General features: G+C 68.2%; 11 protein-coding genes. 6 read left to right on the top strand and 5 right to left on the bottom strand.

Annotation, left to right across the window (positions count from 1 at the left end; genetic code table 11):
* Window positions 1-74 precede the first annotated feature (74 nt).
* Both AC1RCS_RS08045 and AC1RCS_RS08040 read left to right on the top strand, forming a co-directional pair.
* A complete protein-coding gene (locus tag AC1RCS_RS08045) occupies window positions 75-3,725 on the top strand; it encodes a hybrid sensor histidine kinase/response regulator (RefSeq protein ID WP_492244225.1) in 3,651 nt (1,216 codons plus the stop codon).
* Window positions 3,722-4,759: a response regulator gene (locus AC1RCS_RS08040; protein ID WP_218341492.1), complete on the top strand. Its 1,038-nt coding sequence runs from the start codon at window positions 3,722-3,724 to the stop codon at window positions 4,757-4,759. The genes AC1RCS_RS08045 and AC1RCS_RS08040 overlap by 4 nt, the downstream gene beginning before the upstream one ends.
* A 111-nt stretch (window positions 4,760-4,870) precedes the next feature.
* Here AC1RCS_RS08040 and AC1RCS_RS08035 read toward each other — a convergent pair whose 3' ends face one another.
* Together AC1RCS_RS08035 and AC1RCS_RS08030 are read right to left on the bottom strand one after the other, a co-directional pair.
* Complete coding sequence (locus tag AC1RCS_RS08035; RefSeq protein ID WP_218293574.1) at window positions 4,871-5,197, bottom strand: plasmid stabilization protein; 327 nt, start codon at window positions 5,195-5,197, stop codon at window positions 4,871-4,873.
* A 266-nt stretch (window positions 5,198-5,463) separates the two neighbouring features.
* Window positions 5,464-6,150 (bottom strand): DUF3334 family protein, encoded by a 687-nt coding sequence (locus tag AC1RCS_RS08030; protein WP_218293575.1) that lies wholly within the window; start codon window positions 6,148-6,150, stop codon window positions 5,464-5,466.
* Between the two features lie 216 nt (window positions 6,151-6,366).
* On the opposite strand from AC1RCS_RS08030, the gene AC1RCS_RS08025 reads away from it, so the two are divergent.
* The gene (locus AC1RCS_RS08025; RefSeq protein WP_218293576.1) at window positions 6,367-7,548 is read left to right on the top strand and encodes an S-methyl thiohydantoin desulfurase domain-containing protein; all 1,182 of its coding nucleotides are present in this window, start codon (window positions 6,367-6,369) and stop codon (window positions 7,546-7,548) included.
* 80 nt (window positions 7,549-7,628) lie between these two features.
* Complete coding sequence (locus tag AC1RCS_RS08020; protein ID WP_218293577.1) at window positions 7,629-8,681, top strand: GGDEF domain-containing protein; 1,053 nt, start codon at window positions 7,629-7,631, stop codon at window positions 8,679-8,681.
* Between the two features lie 17 nt (window positions 8,682-8,698).
* Here AC1RCS_RS08020 and AC1RCS_RS08015 read toward each other — a convergent pair whose 3' ends face one another.
* The 3 genes from AC1RCS_RS08015 to AC1RCS_RS08005 all read right to left on the bottom strand — a co-directional run bounded on the left by AC1RCS_RS08015 (window position 8,699) and on the right by AC1RCS_RS08005 (window position 12,985).
* Complete coding sequence (locus AC1RCS_RS08015; RefSeq protein ID WP_492244224.1) at window positions 8,699-10,000, bottom strand: UDP-N-acetylglucosamine 1-carboxyvinyltransferase; 1,302 nt, start codon at window positions 9,998-10,000, stop codon at window positions 8,699-8,701.
* A gap of 232 nt (window positions 10,001-10,232) precedes the next feature.
* Entirely contained in the window at window positions 10,233-10,694 is a 462-nt protein-coding gene (locus tag AC1RCS_RS08010) for a (2Fe-2S)-binding protein (RefSeq protein ID WP_492244223.1), read from the bottom strand.
* Between the two features lie 20 nt (window positions 10,695-10,714).
* The gene (locus AC1RCS_RS08005; RefSeq protein ID WP_492244222.1) at window positions 10,715-12,985 is read right to left on the bottom strand and encodes a xanthine dehydrogenase family protein molybdopterin-binding subunit; all 2,271 of its coding nucleotides are present in this window, start codon (window positions 12,983-12,985) and stop codon (window positions 10,715-10,717) included.
* A 392-nt stretch (window positions 12,986-13,377) separates the two neighbouring features.
* Here AC1RCS_RS08005 and urtA point away from each other — a divergent pair, with 392 nt between their 5' ends.
* Complete coding sequence (urtA, locus tag AC1RCS_RS08000; RefSeq protein ID WP_492244221.1) at window positions 13,378-14,649, top strand: urea ABC transporter substrate-binding protein; 1,272 nt, start codon at window positions 13,378-13,380, stop codon at window positions 14,647-14,649.
* Window positions 14,650-14,803: 154 nt separating this feature from the next.
* Window positions 14,804-16,384: an urea ABC transporter permease subunit UrtB gene (urtB, locus tag AC1RCS_RS07995; RefSeq protein WP_492244220.1), complete on the top strand. Its 1,581-nt coding sequence runs from the start codon at window positions 14,804-14,806 to the stop codon at window positions 16,382-16,384.
* The last annotated feature ends 4 nt before the right edge of the window (window positions 16,385-16,388 follow it).

The following is a 16,388-nucleotide window of genomic DNA, read 5'->3' as shown; positions in this document are numbered from 1 at the left end:
ACGTCATCTGGCGCACGTCCCCAGGTGCAGTGGCATGGAAACTGCACCTGAAGGGGTGACCGCCGCCATTGCCCATGCCTTCCCACACCGCCTCCATCGCCCCTGCTGACGCCACCCCGCTGCAGCCGACAGAGCCCGGCATGGCTGCACACGAGCCCCAGCAGGCCCCGCAGCAGGTCGTCAAGGTCCGGCGCGACTACAACAGCTGGGTGGCCACCGAGACCATGGAGGACTACGCGCTGCGCTACACGCCCCAGCGCTTTCGCAAGTGGTCCGAATGGCGCGTGGCCAACACGGCTTTCGGTGCGGCGTCGTTCCTGATCCTGGAGGCCGTGGGCGCCACGCTGCTGGTGCAGTACGGCTTCATCAACGCCTTCTGGGCCATCGTGGCCACGGGGCTCATCATCTTCCTGGCGGGGCTGCCCATCAGCGTGTATGCGGCGCGCTATGGGGTGGACATGGACCTGCTCACGCGCGGCGCGGGCTTTGGCTACATCGGCTCCACGCTCACCTCGCTGATCTACGCCAGCTTCACCTTCATCTTCTTCGCGCTCGAAGCCGCCGTGATGGCCTATGCGCTGGAGCTGGCGCTCGACATCCCGCCCACCTGGGGCTACCTCATCTGCGCCATCGTGGTGATTCCGCTCGTCACCCACGGTGTGTCGGCCATCAGCCGCCTGCAGGTGTGGACGCAGCCGCTGTGGCTGGTGATGCTGGTGGTGCCGTTCGCCTATGTGCTGGTGCGCGATCCTGGTGCATTTTCCGGGGTCGTGCACTACGGTGGTGAATCGATGCGCGGTGCCACGTTCCAGTTGCCCTTGTTTGGTGCGGCGCTCACGGTGGGCATTGCGCTCATCACCCAGATGGGGGAGCAGGCCGACTACCTGCGCTTCATGCCCGCCAGCACGCCCGCCACGCGCGGGCGCTGGTGGCTGGGCGTGCTGGTGGGCGGACCGGGCTGGGTGGTGCTGGGGGTGCTCAAGATGCTGGGCGGTGCGCTGCTCGCCTACCTGGCGCTCACCCACATGGTGCCGGCCGACCGGGCGGTGGACCCGAACCAGATGTACCTGGCCGCGTACGAATATGTGTTCCCCCACTACGGCTGGGCGGTGGCGGCCACGGCGTTGTTCGTGGTGGTCTCGCAGCTCAAGATCAATGTGACCAATGCCTACGCGGGCTCGCTGGCGTGGTCCAACTTCTTCTCGCGCCTCACGCACAGCCACCCGGGGCGCGTGGTGTGGGTGGTGTTCAACACGCTGATCGCCTTCATGCTGATGGAGATGAACGTGTTCCGCGCCATGGGCGAGGTGCTGGGGCTGTACTCCAACATCGCCATCGCCTGGATCATGTCCGTGGTGGCCGATCTCGTCATCAACAAGCCGCTGGGGCTGTCGCCCCGGGGCATCGAGTTCAAGCGCGCGCACCTGTACGACATCAACCCGGTGGGCGTGGGCTCGATGGCGCTCGCGTCCATCCTGTCCATCAGCGCGCACCTGGGGTTGTTCGGCCCGCTGCCGCAGGCGTTCTCGGCCGTGATCGCGATGGCTGTCGCGTTTGTCACGGCACCGCTCATTGCCTGGGCCACCGGGGGGCGCTATTACATCGCGCGCCAGTCCGAGCCCGCTGCGCTGGCCGACGTGGTGGCGGTACCCCTGCACGGCCCGGTGGGCCGCAAGGCCGGCGGCGGAATGGATGCGGCCCTGGGCAGCTACGTGCGCTACACCGTGCAGCGCTGCGTGATCTGCGAGCGCGAATACGAAGCGCCCGACATGGCCCAGTGCCCCGCCTACCGGGGCGCGATCTGCTCGCTGTGCTGCACGCTGGACGCGCGCTGCGGCGACCTGTGCAAGCCCGACGCCAGCATGGCGGTGCAATGGTCTGCCGCCCTGCGCTGGGTGCTGCCGCGCGCCATGTGGCGCTACCTGGACACGGGCCTGGGCCACTTCCTGCTGCTGATGCTGGTGATCGCGCCGCTGCTGGCCTCCGTCATGGGGCTGCTGTACCACCAGGAGCTCAACACCATCGCCAATGCGATGACCGACACGGAAGTCCTGGCCGCCCCGGAGGTCGCGTTGCGCTCCGGCCTGCTCAAGGCCTACCTGGCGCTGCTGGTCATCTCGGGCATCGTGGCCTGGTGGCTGGTGCTGGCGCACAAGAGCCGCCAGGTGGCGCAGGAGGAATCCAACCGCCAGACGGGCCTCTTGGTGCGCGAGATCGAGCTGCACCGCCAGACCGACGAGGCCCTGCAGACCGCGCGCAGCGTGGCCGAGCAGGCGCGCCAGGTGGCCGAGGCCGCCCAGCGCGCGGCCGACCAGGCCAACCAGGCCAAGAGCCGCTACATCAGCGCCATCAGCCACGAGATCCGCACGCCGCTCAACTCCATCCTGGGCTACGCGCAGCTCATGGGCGAGGACGCGGGCGTGCCCCCGCACCGCAAGCAGGCGGTGCACGTGATCCGGCGGGGGGGCGAACACCTGCTCTCGCTCATCGAGGGCACGCTCGACATCGCGCGCATCGAATCCGGCAAGCTCACGCTGGATGTCACGCCCATGCGCTTTGCCGATGGCCTGCACGAAATGGCCAGCCTGTTCGAGCTGCAGGCCGCTGCCAAGGGCCTGGCCTTCCAGTTCGATGTGCTGGGCGTGATTCCCGAGGTGGTTCGTGCCGACGAAAAGCGCCTGCGCCAGATCCTCATCAACCTGCTGGGCAACGCGGTCAAGTTCACGGCGCACGGCACCGTCACGCTGCGCGTGCGCTATGCGCGCGAGATGGCGCGCATCGAGGTGCAGGACACGGGGCCGGGCCTCGCGGCCGAGGAGATCGAGCGCATCTTCGAGCCCTTTGCGCGGGGCGGCTCGGGCGGTGGCAACACCGCGGCCGCGCCGGGCGCGGGCCTGGGCCTGACCATTGCCAAGATGCTCACCGCGCTCATGGGCGGCGAGCTGACGGTGAGCAGCACCCCCGGCGTAGGCTCGGTGTTCCACGTCAAGCTGTTCCTGCCCGAGGTGCATGGGGACGCGCTGGGCAAGACCGCGCCAGCGCCCGCCGCATTGGCCACTCGCACCCAGCGTGCGCGCAGGGGTTACGCGGGGGACCGCCGCCGCATCCTGGTGGTGGACAACGAAGAGCCCGACCGCGAGCTGCTGGTGCAACTGCTCGAACCCCTGGGCTTCGAGCTGCGCCAGGCCGCCAGCGGGCACGACGCGCTGGACCTGCTGGCCACGGGCTACCGGCCGCACGCGATCTTCATGGACCTGGCCATGCCGGGCATCGACGGGTGGGAGACCCTGCGGCGCGTGCGGCAGATGCACCTCGCGAACGTCCACTGCGCCATTGTGTCGGCCAATGCGTTCGACAAGGCGCTGGACAACGACGTGGACATCCGCCCCGAGGACTTCATCGTCAAGCCCGTGCGCCACACCGAGCTGCTGGACTGGCTGGAGCGCCGCCTGGGCCTGCAGTGGCAGCACGGCGAGGCCGACGCCGCCCCCGCCCCCGCCTTGCCCGCGGCAGCGGATGCGCCCCTCACGTACCCCGATGCCACCGCCTTGGCGGCCTTGGCCCAGGTGGTCGCGCTGGGCTACTACCGGGGCATCCTCAACACCCTGGACGACATCGAACGCGGCCAGCCCGCGCACGGCGCTTTTGTCGGTACCATGCGGCAGCTGGCCAGGCAGTTCCAGTTCGATGCCATGGGCCACATCCTGGAGCAGGCGCCACCGTGACGACCACCGCGACCCCACCCTCCCTGCCGGTGCATGCCGCGGCCCTTGATCGCGGCGACAGCGACGTGGTCCTGATCGTGGACGACGTGCCCGACAACCTGGCCGTGCTGCACGACGCGCTCGATGAATCGGGCTACACGGTGCTCGTGGCCACGCACGGCGAGGCCGCGTTGCAGCGCGCCGCGCAGGCATTGCCCGACATCGTGCTGCTCGACGCCATGATGCCCGGCATGGACGGCTTCGAGGTGGCGCGGCGCCTGAAGGCGTCGCCCGCCACCGCGCACATCCCCATCATCTTCATGACGGGCCTCACCGAGACCGAGCACCTGGTGGCCGCGCTGGAGGCGGGTGGCGTGGACTACGTGACCAAGCCCATCAAGCCGCGCGAGGTGATGGCCCGCATGGGCGTGCACCTGGGCGCGGCGCGCAGGGCGCGCCAGGACGCGAGCCAGGCCCGCGAGGCGCGCAATGCGCTCGATGCCTTCGGCTATGCCAGCATCACGGTGCGCGCGGTGGACGGCCGCATCGTGTGGCAGACCCCGCTCGCTCGCGAACTGCTGCAGGGCTACTTTGGCGAAGCCAGCCCCTGGGCGCCCGGGATCGTGCAGGCCTGGCTGCGCCGCCATGTGCTCGCCGAAAACGCGGCGGAGCTGCTGGCCCATGCGCTGGCCGAGCCGCCGCGCCTGGCCATCGAGCAGGGCGCGCGCCGCCTGACCTTCCGCCTGCACCAGCAGGCGGGCGACAGCGAAGGCGGGGGCGACTGGCTGATCGTCATGCGCGAGGTGTCGGACGCCAAGATCATCGAATCCATGAGCCTGTCCTTCAAGCTCACCGCGCGCGAGGCAGAGGTGCTGTACTGGGTGGTCAAGGGCAAGATCAACCGCGACATCGGCGACATCCTGGGCGCCAGCCCCGCCACGGTGAAGAAGCACCTCGAACGCGTGTTCGCCAAGCTGGGGGTGGAAACGCGCACGGCGGCGGCCGCCATGGCGATGAACCGCATCCGGCAGCTGCACCCGCAGTTCGAGGGCTGATTCTTCAGTATCTTGGGCTCCTGGCGCTTGTGGAATAAGCGCAGAAAGCTATCAATTTAATAGCTTTGTTGAGGCCTGGGCCTGCGGTGCGCAAGGCCGGCCGGGTGCCGCTCAGCGGCCCACCGCGCGTTCCAGCTCCTGCTTGTTCATCCTGGAGCGGCCCTCGATCCCCTTGCGCCGGGCCTCTTCGTACAGCTGGTCGCGCGTTCGGCCCTGCGCGCCCTGGTGGGACCGCTGGCCGCCGCGCACCGGGGCCGGGGTGTCGCGCAAGGTCTTGGGGTTGGCGGTCTTGCTTTCGCCGTGCTGGGCGCGTTCCTTGTTCACGGTGCGCGCGGCAATCTCTTCGGCCGTGTCCGTGCTCTTGCCGCGCTGTTTCAGGCTGGTCTTGATGTGTTCGTACTGGCGTTCGCGCTTGGCGCTCCACTGGGCTTGGGGCATGGCGGGCTCCTTCGATGGGTTGGCGGGCGGGGCAGCCAGGCTGGCCCCGCATCTGAGCCCAATCTATCCGGCGCGCGGCCCGCGTTCGTCAGCAGGCCCGGCATGCAGCTGTAGGACAGCGGACCTCCTCGCTGACAACGGCCAGGGCCGCCATGCCCCATGGTGGCGGTATGAAAAATGGCCGTGGCGCCCGATCGGCAAGTGCTGGTAGCTACTTTTTTGATAGCGAATGGCCTGCGGACCACGGGGCGGCCGCAGGGGCCGCGCTACATCCCCAGCGACTTGAGCAGCGCGTCCGTGTCGTCCTGCCCGGCGGGGGGAGGCGCGGGCACGGGGGGCGCGGCCTGCGACTGGGCCATCAGCGCATCCGGGTCCGGGGCCTCCTGCGCCTCGAAGTCGTAGAGCTTGATGAATTCGGTGCGGTCGATCGCCAGCTCCAGGTAGAAGATGTTGTTGTTGCTGGTGTAGAAGGTCACGCGCCGCGCCTCGGGCTTGTCCAGGTTGGCGTCCACGCTCAGCATCACCTGCTTGTTCAGCACCAGCATCTTGGGCTGGTTCTGGGTGATGTGGGTCTGCAGTTCGCGCCGCACCTTGCCGGTGAAGTCGCCCACCACCTGGTTCATGAGCTCGCCCATCACGTTGCTGACCTCGTCCGAGGTGTAGGAGGTGACCAGGTCGTCCTTGGACATGCCCATGTTCAGCAGGTAGTTGGCGTACAGCTCCATGGCCGCCGTGGCCGAGAAGTTGATGATCACCAGGCCCGAGAAGCCGCCATCGAACAGCACGAAGCAGCCGATGTCCGGCTTCAGGCAGGTCTTGCTGATGCGCTGCACCATGCCGGAGTAGTGGATCTGGCTGTGGGTGGCCACGTTCAGCACCCGGGTGACGGAGTTGCACAGGCTGATCAGCAGGTCTTCGGTGCCGTAGACGGAGTTTTTTTCAGGGTGGCTCATGGTGTGTGTGGATGGCGGACAGTCGAATTTCTGGCGCGGTGCGCTGGGCAGAGCATAGGCGAAGCCGCCGCGCGAAACCAGAGTGCTTTCCGCGCCATGGGCCGCGGCGCGGCCCGCTGCCTACCACGCTTTGGCCTTTGTTCCGCGCGGGATGGCGCGGGTTGACAACCGACCGGGCTGGCGTATCGTGCCAGCCATCCATGAGAGGGGCGAGAGATGGGTGTTTATTCCTACGGGCTGAACGAGTTCCAGTCGGTGGCGGACGGCGCGGCGGTGCTGGCCAGCGGCGGCGGTGGCAGTTACCACGACGCGTGCTCCATCCTGGAGGAGCTGGCCCGCCAGGGCTTCACGGGCACCGTCCAGGTGCAGGATTATGACGGGGCGACCAACGCCTGCGTGCTGGCCATCATGGGCTCGCCCGACGCGGCCGACAGCCTGACGCTGGCCGCCATCCAGAACTCCATCCGCAACACGGTGCAGGTGCTGGCGGACGCCACCGGGGCGTCGCCGGGGGCCTACATCCCGGTGGAGATCGGGCCCATCAACTCGCTGGTGCCGCTGATCGGCGCGGCCATGGGCGGGGGGGCGGTCTGGGTGGTCAACGGCGACGGCGCCGGGCGCGCGGTGCCCGAGCTGCCGCAGACCACGTTCACCGGCAATCCGCCGCTGGCTCCGTGCCCCGCGGCGCTGGCCAGCGATGCGGCCAGCCCCGCCGACATCGAATCCGCCGTGCTGGGCGCGAGCACCGCCGCGCGGGTGGAAACGCTGGCCGGCGGCGTGGTGGGCGGCTTTGGCGGGTATTCCGGGATCGCGATGTGGCCGTCCAACGCGGGCAACGGCTTTGCGCTGTCGGGCAGCTACATCGCGGGCACGCTGGAGCAGGCGCGCGCGCTGGGGCAGTTCCTGCGGGACAGCGGCACGCCGCAGGCCACGGGCGCGGTGGCCGATGCCATCGCCCTCATCACGGGCCGGCCCGCCGCCGCCGTGGCGACCAACTTCTTCATCACCTCGGTCTCGCAGTCCACGTCCAGCGCATCGCTGGATTCGGGCATCATCCGCCTGGACAACACGCAGGATCCGCGCCAGAGCACGCAGACGCACTACCTCTACAACCTCAACGAGAACCTCATCATGTACTCGTCGTCGAGCGCGGTGCCCGACATCATTGCCCCGGACTCGATCTGCTACTACTCCGAAAGCACCGGGCGCGGGTTCTCCAATGCCAGCGACGATCTGGCGCTGTACTTCGATGCCGCCACCGGCCAGAGCACGGGCCGGATGGTGAGCGTGATCGCGGTGCAGACAGCGCCGCAGCTGTACGGCACGCCGGGCGTGGTGGCCTCGTTTGCGTCGCTGCTGCGCAACATCGGCTACGCGGGCGCCATGCCCCCGGCCTGACCATGCGCAGACAGACAGTCAACCAGCCCACCAGCCAGCAACCGGCCAGGACACGGACAGCGCGATGAAGGCAAGCCGCCATGGGTGAAGCAGATCTGAACCGGGAGCGGCTGGAGCTGGCGCTGGAGGCCGCCGGGCTGGACCTGTGGGAGAACGACCTGGTGACCGGCAATGTCACCCGCAAGGCGACCAAGACCTTCCTCGAACTGGGCTTCACCGAGGAGGAGATCGTCTCGGGCGTGCAGGACATCTACGGCCTGTTCCATCCGGAGGACGTGGACAGTGTCCGGCAGGCCGTGGCCGACCACCTCTGCGGCGTCACGCCGCAGTACCGCTGCGAATTCCGCCTGCGCGCCAAGGGCGGCGACTGGGTCTGGTACGCGAACTATGGCCGCATCATGGACGGCCACAGCGACACGCCGGGCAAGCGGCTCATCGGGGTCACCTTCAACATCGACGACCGCAAGCGCAAGGAAGACGAGATCGCCCAGATCAACCGCCAGCTCGTGGAGCAGAACCGCCTGCTGCAGCAGCTCAATGCCGCGCTGGAGCTGCTGGCGGCCAACGATGCGCTCACGGGGCTGTCCAACCGCCGCACGCTGATGGAACTGGGCGCCAACGAATGCCAGCGGACCCAACGGTTTGGCCACCCGCTGTCGCTGCTGGTGGTGGACATCGACCTGTTCAAGCCCGTCAACGACGTGTGGGGGCACCTGGCGGGCGACCGCGTGATCTGCGCCGTGGCCCAGGCCTGTGCGTCACGCAAGCGCAGTGGCGTGGACATCGTGGCGCGTTTCGGGGGCGAGGAATTCGTCATCGTGCTGCCCGAGACCGATGGGGCCAGCGCCCAGCGCATGGCCGAATCGCTGCGCCACGACGTGTCGGCGATGAGCGTGCCCGTGAACGACGAAGGCGCCAGCATCTCGGTCACCGTGAGCATTGGCGTGGCCACGCTGCACCAGGGCTCGGGGCTGGATTTCGAGGAGCTGGTCAACCGCGCCGACAAGGCGCTGTACCGCGCCAAGGAGTCGGGGCGCAACACCGTGCACTGCGCGGATGCGCACCCCGCGCACGCCCGGGTGCATGTGCTGCCCAACCCGGGCGAGGCACCGGGCGGAGTGGTCGCAGCCTGAGGCCCGCGGGCCGCCGCTCACTCCTCGCTGGTCCACTCCACCTGCACGCCCAGGCTGCGCAGGTTCTCCACGAAGCGCGGGTGGGCGCGGCGGATGGGCGTGGCGTTGCGGATCTCGGAGCGCCCGGGCGTGCTCGCCGCCACCATGAACAGCGCGATCGCCACGCGGATGATGTAGGGGCTCTCGACCACGGCCGGGCTCAGGGGGTTGCCCCCGAAGGTGACCAGGCGGTGCGGGTCGGACTGGAACACGTGCGCGCCGAACTTCGACAGCTCGCCCGCCCAGCCCAGGGCCCCGTCGTACACCTTGTTCCAGAACAGCGCGTTGCCCTCGGCGCGCACGCCCAGGGCAATGAAGATGGGCAGCAGGTCCACCGGAAAGTACGGCCAGGGCGCAGCCTCTACTTTGGTCAGCACATTGCTGGTGAATGGCGTTTGCACCTTGAGCGGGCCGTCGCAATGCGCGCGCGACCATCCGTCCTTGTGGGTGATCGTGACGCCGAACTTGGCAAACGTGCGGTCGATGAGCGGAAAGTTCCCGGGCGCGCTGTTCTTCACCACCACGTCCCCGCCGGTGATCGCGCCCAGGGCGAGGAAGGTCGTGATCTCGTGGAAATCCTCGTCGAAACGGAACTCCCCGCCGCGCAGGGCCGTGCCGCCGTGCACGGTGATGCGCGAGGTGCCCATGCCCTCGATGCGCACGCCGATCATGGCCATGAAGCGGCAGAACTCCTGCACGTGCGGCTCCGACGCCGCGTTGGTCAGCACCGAGGTGCCCTCCGCCGTGGCGGCGCACAGCACGAAGTTCTCGGTGGTGGTCACCGATGCGTAGTCCAGCCAGTGGTGGTTGGCCTGCAGCCGGCCCGCGCTGCGGATCAGCAGCGAGCCCTCGGCCCGCTCGACGGCGCCCCCGAAGCGGCGGAACACCTCCACGTGCGGGTCGATCTCGCGCACGCCCAGCGTGCAGCCCTTGACGTTGTCCTCCAGCCGCGCCACGCCAAAGCGCGCGAGCAGCGGGGGCACCAGCATGATGGACGAGCGCATCTCCTCGGGCAGCCGGTGCTGCGCGGCATCGAACACCGTGGCGTGGTGGTGCAGGTCGAGCGTGCCGGTGGCGTGGTCCATGCGGACATCGCTGCCCAGGGTGCGGAAGATCTCCAGGATCTTGCGCACATCGGTGATGTCGGGCACGCCCAGGAGCTTGAGCGGCTCGTTGGTGAGCAGCGTGGCGCACAGCACGGGGAGCACCGCGTTCTTGTTGGCGGAAGGCGTGATGCGGCCCCGGAGCGGGGTGCCGCCGTGGACGACGAGGTTGGACATGGGTGGAGCAGGGCTGAAGAAGGGGCCGGGCAGGCCGGGGGCCTGCGCGAGGTCGATACTCTAACTGGGTCTGGTTTCCCGTGGTGACGGAAGGCCTGGATGCTATGCAATCAATAGCACTCCACGCTTGACAGGCGTGCGCGGAGGCCATTCCAGAGGGGTGGCATCCTGGCGCCCGCCTGGCGTCTGGCCCCCGGAGCTTGCCGCCATCCCCCGGGGCACGGGGCGGGCGTCACGCCTTTTCCGTGGCCGCCGCCTGGTGGATCGCCGCGCGAATCCGCTGGTAGGTGCCGCAGCGGCACGCGTTGCCCGACATCGCCGCGTCGATGTTCGCATCGCTGGGCCGTGGCGTCTTCTTCAGGAGCGCGCAGGCCGACATGAGTTGCCCGCTCTGGCAGTAGCCGCACTGCGCCACATCCAGCACCGTCCACGCGGTGCGCAGGGCGGTGGCCTCGGGGCCGTGCAGGCCTTCGATGGTGGTGATGTCGGCATCGCCCACGGCCGACAGGGGCGTGATGCAGGCGCGCACGGGCTCGCCGTTCAGGTGCACGGTGCAGGCGCCGCACAGCGCCATGCCGCAGCCGAACTTGGTGCCGTTCAGATGCAGCTCGCCGCGCAGCACCCACAGCAGGGGTGTGTCGGGTTCGGCGTGGACGGAGATGGCTTTGCCGTTGATGCGCAGGGTGGTGGGCATGGAGGGTTCCTTCAAGCCGGTCAGGCCAGTTTCAGGGGCAGGGCGCGCAGGCGCTGCCCGGTCAGGGCAAACAGCGCATTCGCCACAGCGGGCGCGATCGGCGGCACGCCGGGTTCGCCCACGCCTTCGGGCGGCTCGGCGCTGTCGATGATGTGGGTCTCCACGCGCGGGCAGTCGGCCATGCGCAGCAGCGGGTAGTCATGGAAGTTGCCCTGCTGCACCTGCCCGTCCTTGACCGTGACCTCGCCGTGCAGCGCCGCCGTGAGGCCGAACACCACGGCGCTTTCCATCTGCTGCGCGATCAGGTTGGGATTGATGGCCGCGCCGCAGTCGATCACGCACACCACGCGGTGCACGCGGATGGCCTTGTCGGCGCCCACCGACACCTCCGCAACCTGCGCCACGATGGAGCCGAACGACTGGTGCAGCGCCACACCGCGCGCACGTTTCTCACCTGCCGCGCCCGGTGCCATTGGTTTGCCCCAGTCCGCCAGTTCGGCCGCCTTTTGCAGCACTGTCAGGTGGCGCGGGTGTTTTTGCAGCAGCGCGGCGCGGAAGGCCACCGGGTCCTGCCTGGCCGCTGCGGCGGCCTCGTCCACAAAACTCTCCTTGAAGAACGCCTGGTGCGAATGCCCCACCGAGCGCCAGAAGCCCACGGGCAGGGGCATGTCGACCACCTCATGCGCGATGCGCGCATGGGGCCATTCGTAGGGCTGGTCGAAGGCACCTTCGGACGTGGTCTTGTCGGGGCCCGCGCCCGCCAGGCCAAAGGTGCGCACCAGCACCTGCGGCACGATGGCCTGGCCCACGGAGATGTTGTGCCACGCCACCAGGTGTCCCTGCGCATCAAACCCTGCCTTGAAGCGGGCCATGCAGGCGGGGCGGTAGAAGTCGTGCTGCGTGTCCTGCTCGCGGGTCCACAGCGTCTGCACCGGCGCGCCCCCGGCGGCCTGGGCGATGGCGGCGGCCTGGCCCACGTAGTCCACCTCCAGCCGCCGCCCAAAGCCGCCCCCCAGCAGCAGCTGGTGCACGGTCACTTTCTCTTCGTCGATGCCCAGCGCCTTGGCGGCTGCCCTGCGGGCCAGGCCCGGCACCTGGGTGGATGTCCACACGGTGGCGGCCCCGTCCTTGAATTGCACCGTGCAGTTGATGGGCTCCAGCGCCGCGTGGGCCAGGTAGGGCGCGCGGTAGTCCGCGGTGATGGTGCTGGCCGCGCCCTGCAGGGCCGCATCCACGTCGCCCGTGCTGTGGTAGCCAAAGCCCTTGGCCTGGTCCAGCGCCTGCGCCATGCGCGCCATCACGGCGTCGCTCGACAGCGTGGCGGCGGGGCCGTGGTCCCATTCCACGGTGACAGCGGCGGCGGCCTTCCTGGCGTGCCAGGGCGTGTCCGCGATCACGGCCACGGCGCCGGTGCCGCCGTGCAGGGGCGCCACGGCCAGCACGTGTTTCACGCCCGGCAGCTTCCGGGCGGCGGCTGCATCAAAGCGCGCTACCTTGCCGCCGCGCGTGGGGCACATCACCACGCTGGCATGCAGCAGGCCGGGCGGGTGGGCGTCGATGCCGTACACGGCCGAGCCATCCAGCTTGGAAGGCGCCTCGATGCGCGTGAGCGGCTTGCCGATGAGCTTGAACTGCGCGGGTTCCTTCAGCGTGACCTTGCCCCGCATGGGCTGCTGCGCGGCCAGGGCGGCCAGTTCGCCAAACGTGGCGCGCTGGCCGGCCACATGTTCCACCACGCCCGCGTTGGCCGTGCACTCCGCCGCCTGCACGTTCCATTGCGCGGCGGCGGCGCGGATCAGCAGGGCGCGCGCGTGGGCGCCGGCCTCGCGCATGGGCAGCCATAGGTCCTTGATGCTGCTCGATCCGCCCGTCATCATCACGCCCACCTCGCGCATGGTCTTGGCCGTGAGCCAGCCCGCCGCGGCCTTCATCGAGCCGTCGTTGTCGGGGTGGAAGGGCAGGCCGTCCACCACGGTGGCCAGGTTGTTGTAGATGTCGTCGATGGGCGCCATCTCCAGCCGCACCTGCGCCCAGTCGGCATCCAGCTCTTCCGCCAGGATGGCGGCCAGGCCCGTGTGCGCACCCTGGCCCATTTCGGATTTGGCCATCATCACCGTCACGGTGTTGTCGGCGCCCACCTTGAGCCAGCCGTTCAGCGCCGCCTGCCCGCTGGCGCTGGGCACCGGGTCGGCCGGGTGCAGGCGCTGGCGCGGCGGCATCACGCCCCAGCCAATGACCAGCGCGCCCGCTGTCGCGGCGCCACCGAGGAGCACTGTGCGTCGTTTCACCATGGGGTTGTTTCCTTCGTGGCGTAGGTTGGCTGGATGGGGGCATGCGAGCCCGGCGCATGGGGTGATGGTTCAAATATCGTAAACCTGCGACCGAGATTCCCCCGCCCTTCGGGGACTTGGCATTTTGAGTGTTTTTGGCCTCCAGCGCTTATCCATCAAGCGCTAAAAGCTATTAAATGCATAGCGTTTCGCCTACCCGACACGAGCTGGGTGAGCAGACCCTGGCGCCCTGCGGCCGGGCCACCGTGTACGCCACCCGGCGTATTTCCCAAGCCGGCCTCGCTCTCCAGAATCCATTCCATCGCCCGATCCGCCACGGCTCCACCACGGAGCCCGCCGGGCGAAGCGGTTTGATTGATTCACTGATTGAAACCACCACCGGAGAAGCACACATGCAACGTCGTTATTCCCTCAAGGCCCTTGCGGCCGTCGCTGCGCTCGCTGGCCTGTCTGCGCTGCCAGCCCACGCACAGGACACCATCAAGGTCGGCATCCTGCACAGCCTGTCGGGCACCATGGCCATTTCCGAGACTGTGTTGAAAGACACCGTGCTGATGGCCATCGACGAGATCAACGCCAAGGGCGGCGTGCTGGGCAAGAAGCTCGAACCCGTGGTGGTGGACCCGGCCTCCAACTGGCCCCTGTTCGCCGAAAAGACCAAGCAGCTGCTCGGCCAGGACAAGGTCTCGGTGATCTTCGGCTGCTGGACCAGCGTGAGCCGCAAGTCCGTGCTGCCCGTGGTCGAGGAAATGAACGGCCTGCTGTTCTACCCCGTGCAGTACGAGGGTGAGGAACTCTCCAAGAACGTGTTCTACACCGGCGCCGCGCCCAACCAGCAAGCCATCCCAGCGGTCGACTACCTGATGAGCAAGGACGGCGGCAGCGCCAAGCGCTGGGTGCTGCTGGGCACCGACTATGTGTACCCCCGCACCACCAACAAGATCCTGCGCGCCTACCTCAAGTCCAAGGGCGTGAAGGATTCGGACATCGACGAGAAGTACACCCCGTTTGGCCATTCGGACTACCAGACCATCGTGGCCGACATCAAGAAGTTCAGCCAGGGCGGCAAGACGGCCGTGGTGTCCACCATCAACGGCGACTCCAACGTGCCCTTCTACAAGGAACTGGGCAACGCGGGCCTGAAGGCCAAGGACGTGCCGGTCGTCGCATTCAGCGTGGGCGAGGAAGAACTGCGCGGCGTGGACACCAAGCCGCTGGTGGGCCACCTGGCCGCCTGGAACTACTTCCAGTCCATCAAGAGCCCGGCCAACACCGAGTTCATCAAGAAGTGGAGCGACTACGCCAAGGCCAAGGGCATTGCCGGCCACAAGGACAAGCCGCTCACCAACGACCCGATGGAAGCCACCTACATCGGCATCAACATGTGGAAGCAGGCTGTCGAGAAGGCCAAGAGCACGGAGGTGGACAAGGTGATCGCCGCCATGGCCGGCCAGACCTTCAAGGCACCGTCGGGCATCGTCAGCAAGATGGACGAGAAGAACCACCACCTGCACAAGAGCGTGTTCATCGGCGAGATCAAGGCCGACGGCCAGTTCAACGTGGTGTGGAAGACGCCGGGCCCCGTGAAGGCCAAGCCATGGAGCCCGTACATCGAAGGCAACGACAAGAAGAAGGACGAGCCGGACGGCAAGTCGAAGCTGTGATCTCCCCCTGAGCGGCTACGCCGCTTCCCCCTCTCTCACGCTGCGCGTGGGAGGGGGACGCCGCCAGCGCGGCGGGGCGGCCCTTGCGCGGCAGCCCTGGTCTGGGCCCTGCGCGCTGCACAGGCCCATCTTGTTCGACGCCACTGGCCCTTCCATGCTTTCTTCATTCTTTTCTCGCTTGATCGCCTGCCTGCTGTTGTGCACAACGGTGCAGGCGCACGCGCTCACGGCCGAGGCGGCGCGGGCCATGGCGGCGGGTGATACCGACGACCGGATCGCCGCGCTGCAGAAAGCCATCGCCACGCCCGACGAGGCCACTTTGGCGTTTATCCGCGCGATGGGTGACGACGCCGTGAAGATCGCGGGCGACAAGGCCATCGTGATCAAGGGCGACAAGGGGCTGGACCCCGTGACCGGCGCCGAGGTGCCGGTGCCTGACGACGCCGAAGACATCGTCAACAACAATCGCATGCGCGGCGAGTTCGACACCGCGCTGGCCTCGCTGCAGCTCATGTCCACGGATGTGGCCCAGCGCCGCAAGGCCATCGAGGCGCTGCGCGAAGAGACCGACGAGGCCCGCCTGCCGCTGATCGAAAAGGCCCTGGCCGCCGAGCAGGACGCCGGCCTCAAAGCGCTGCTCACCAACATTCGCGCGCGCATGCTCCTGGGCAGCAGCGATGCCGCCAAGCGCCTGGAAGCCGCGCAACACCTGGCCGCCAGCGGCAACCCCGCCACCCGCACCGTGCTGCTCGAGCAGCTGCGCAGCGAAGAAGACCCCAAGGTCAAGGCCGCCCTGCAGGCGGCACTCAAGACGGTGGAAGACAGCCTGCAATGGGGCGAGCGACTGGCGGCCATGTTCACGGGCATCAGCCTGGGCTCCATCCTGCTGCTGGTGGCGCTGGGCCTGGCCATCACCTACGGCCTGATGGGCGTGATCAACATGGCCCATGGCGAGTTGATGATGATCGGCGCCTACGCCACGTATGTGATGCAGGGCATCTTCCAGAAGTATTTCCCTGGTGCCTTCGACTGGTACCTGGTCGCCGCCGTGCCCGCTGCCTTCATGGCGTCGGCCCTGATGGGCGCGGTGCTGGAGCGCAGCGTGATCCGCTTTCTGTACGGCCGGCCGCTCGAGACCTTGCTGGCCACCTGGGGCATCAGCCTGATGCTGCAGCAGCTGGTGCGCACCGTGTTCGGCGCGCAGAACGTGGGTGTGGAAAACCCCTCGTGGATGAGCGGCGGCGTGCAGCTCATGGAGAACCTGCAACTGCCCTGGAACCGCGTGATCATCGTCGCCTTTGCGCTGGCGGTGCTGGGCGGCGTGGCCTTTCTCATCAGCAAGACGCGCCTGGGTTTGTTCGTGCGCGGTGTCACGCAGAACCGCCCTATCGCCTCGTGCATGGGCGTGAACACCGCCCGCGTGGACACGTACGCCTTCGCGTTGGGATCGGGCATCGCCGGGCTGGCGGGCTGTGCCCTCAGCCAGGTGGGCAATGTGGGCCCCGACCTGGGCCAGGGCTACATCGTCGACTCGTTCATGGTCGTGGTGCTCGGCGGCGTGGGCCAGCTGGCCGGCACCGTGTATGCCGCGCTGGGCCTGGGCGTGCTCAACAAGTTCCTGGAAGGCTGGACGGGCGCCGTGCTCGCCAAGATCGCCGTGCTGGTGTTCATCATCATCTTCATCCAGAAGCGGCCGCAGGGCATCTTCGCGGTGAAGGGCCGTACGGCGGATTGAGACT

It is taken from the genome of Acidovorax sp. GW823-FHT01C06, from assembly GCF_058798375.1.
Note: the sequence above shows the minus strand (reverse complement) of the source record. Positions and strands in the feature narration are given on the sequence as shown.

Bases quoted from the DNA above. Each gene is read 5' to 3' on its own strand.
- AC1RCS_RS08045 (WP_492244225.1), top strand. From the start codon at position 75: ATGCCTTCCCACACCGCCTCCATCGCCCCTGCTGACGCCACCCCGCTG.
- AC1RCS_RS08035 (WP_218293574.1), bottom strand. From the start codon at position 5,197: ATGCCCCAAGCCCAGTGGAGCGCCAAGCGCGAACGCCAGTACGAACAC.
- AC1RCS_RS08030 (WP_218293575.1), bottom strand. From the start codon at position 6,150: ATGAGCCACCCTGAAAAAAACTCCGTCTACGGCACCGAAGACCTGCTG.
- AC1RCS_RS08025 (WP_218293576.1), top strand. From the start codon at position 6,367: ATGGGTGTTTATTCCTACGGGCTGAACGAGTTCCAGTCGGTGGCGGAC.
- AC1RCS_RS08020 (WP_218293577.1), top strand. From the start codon at position 7,629: ATGGGTGAAGCAGATCTGAACCGGGAGCGGCTGGAGCTGGCGCTGGAG.
- AC1RCS_RS08015 (WP_492244224.1), bottom strand. From the start codon at position 10,000: ATGTCCAACCTCGTCGTCCACGGCGGCACCCCGCTCCGGGGCCGCATC.
- AC1RCS_RS08010 (WP_492244223.1), bottom strand. From the start codon at position 10,694: ATGCCCACCACCCTGCGCATCAACGGCAAAGCCATCTCCGTCCACGCC.
- AC1RCS_RS08005 (WP_492244222.1), bottom strand. From the start codon at position 12,985: ATGGTGAAACGACGCACAGTGCTCCTCGGTGGCGCCGCGACAGCGGGC.
- urtA (WP_492244221.1), top strand. From the start codon at position 13,378: ATGCAACGTCGTTATTCCCTCAAGGCCCTTGCGGCCGTCGCTGCGCTC.
- urtB (WP_492244220.1), top strand. From the start codon at position 14,804: ATGCTTTCTTCATTCTTTTCTCGCTTGATCGCCTGCCTGCTGTTGTGC.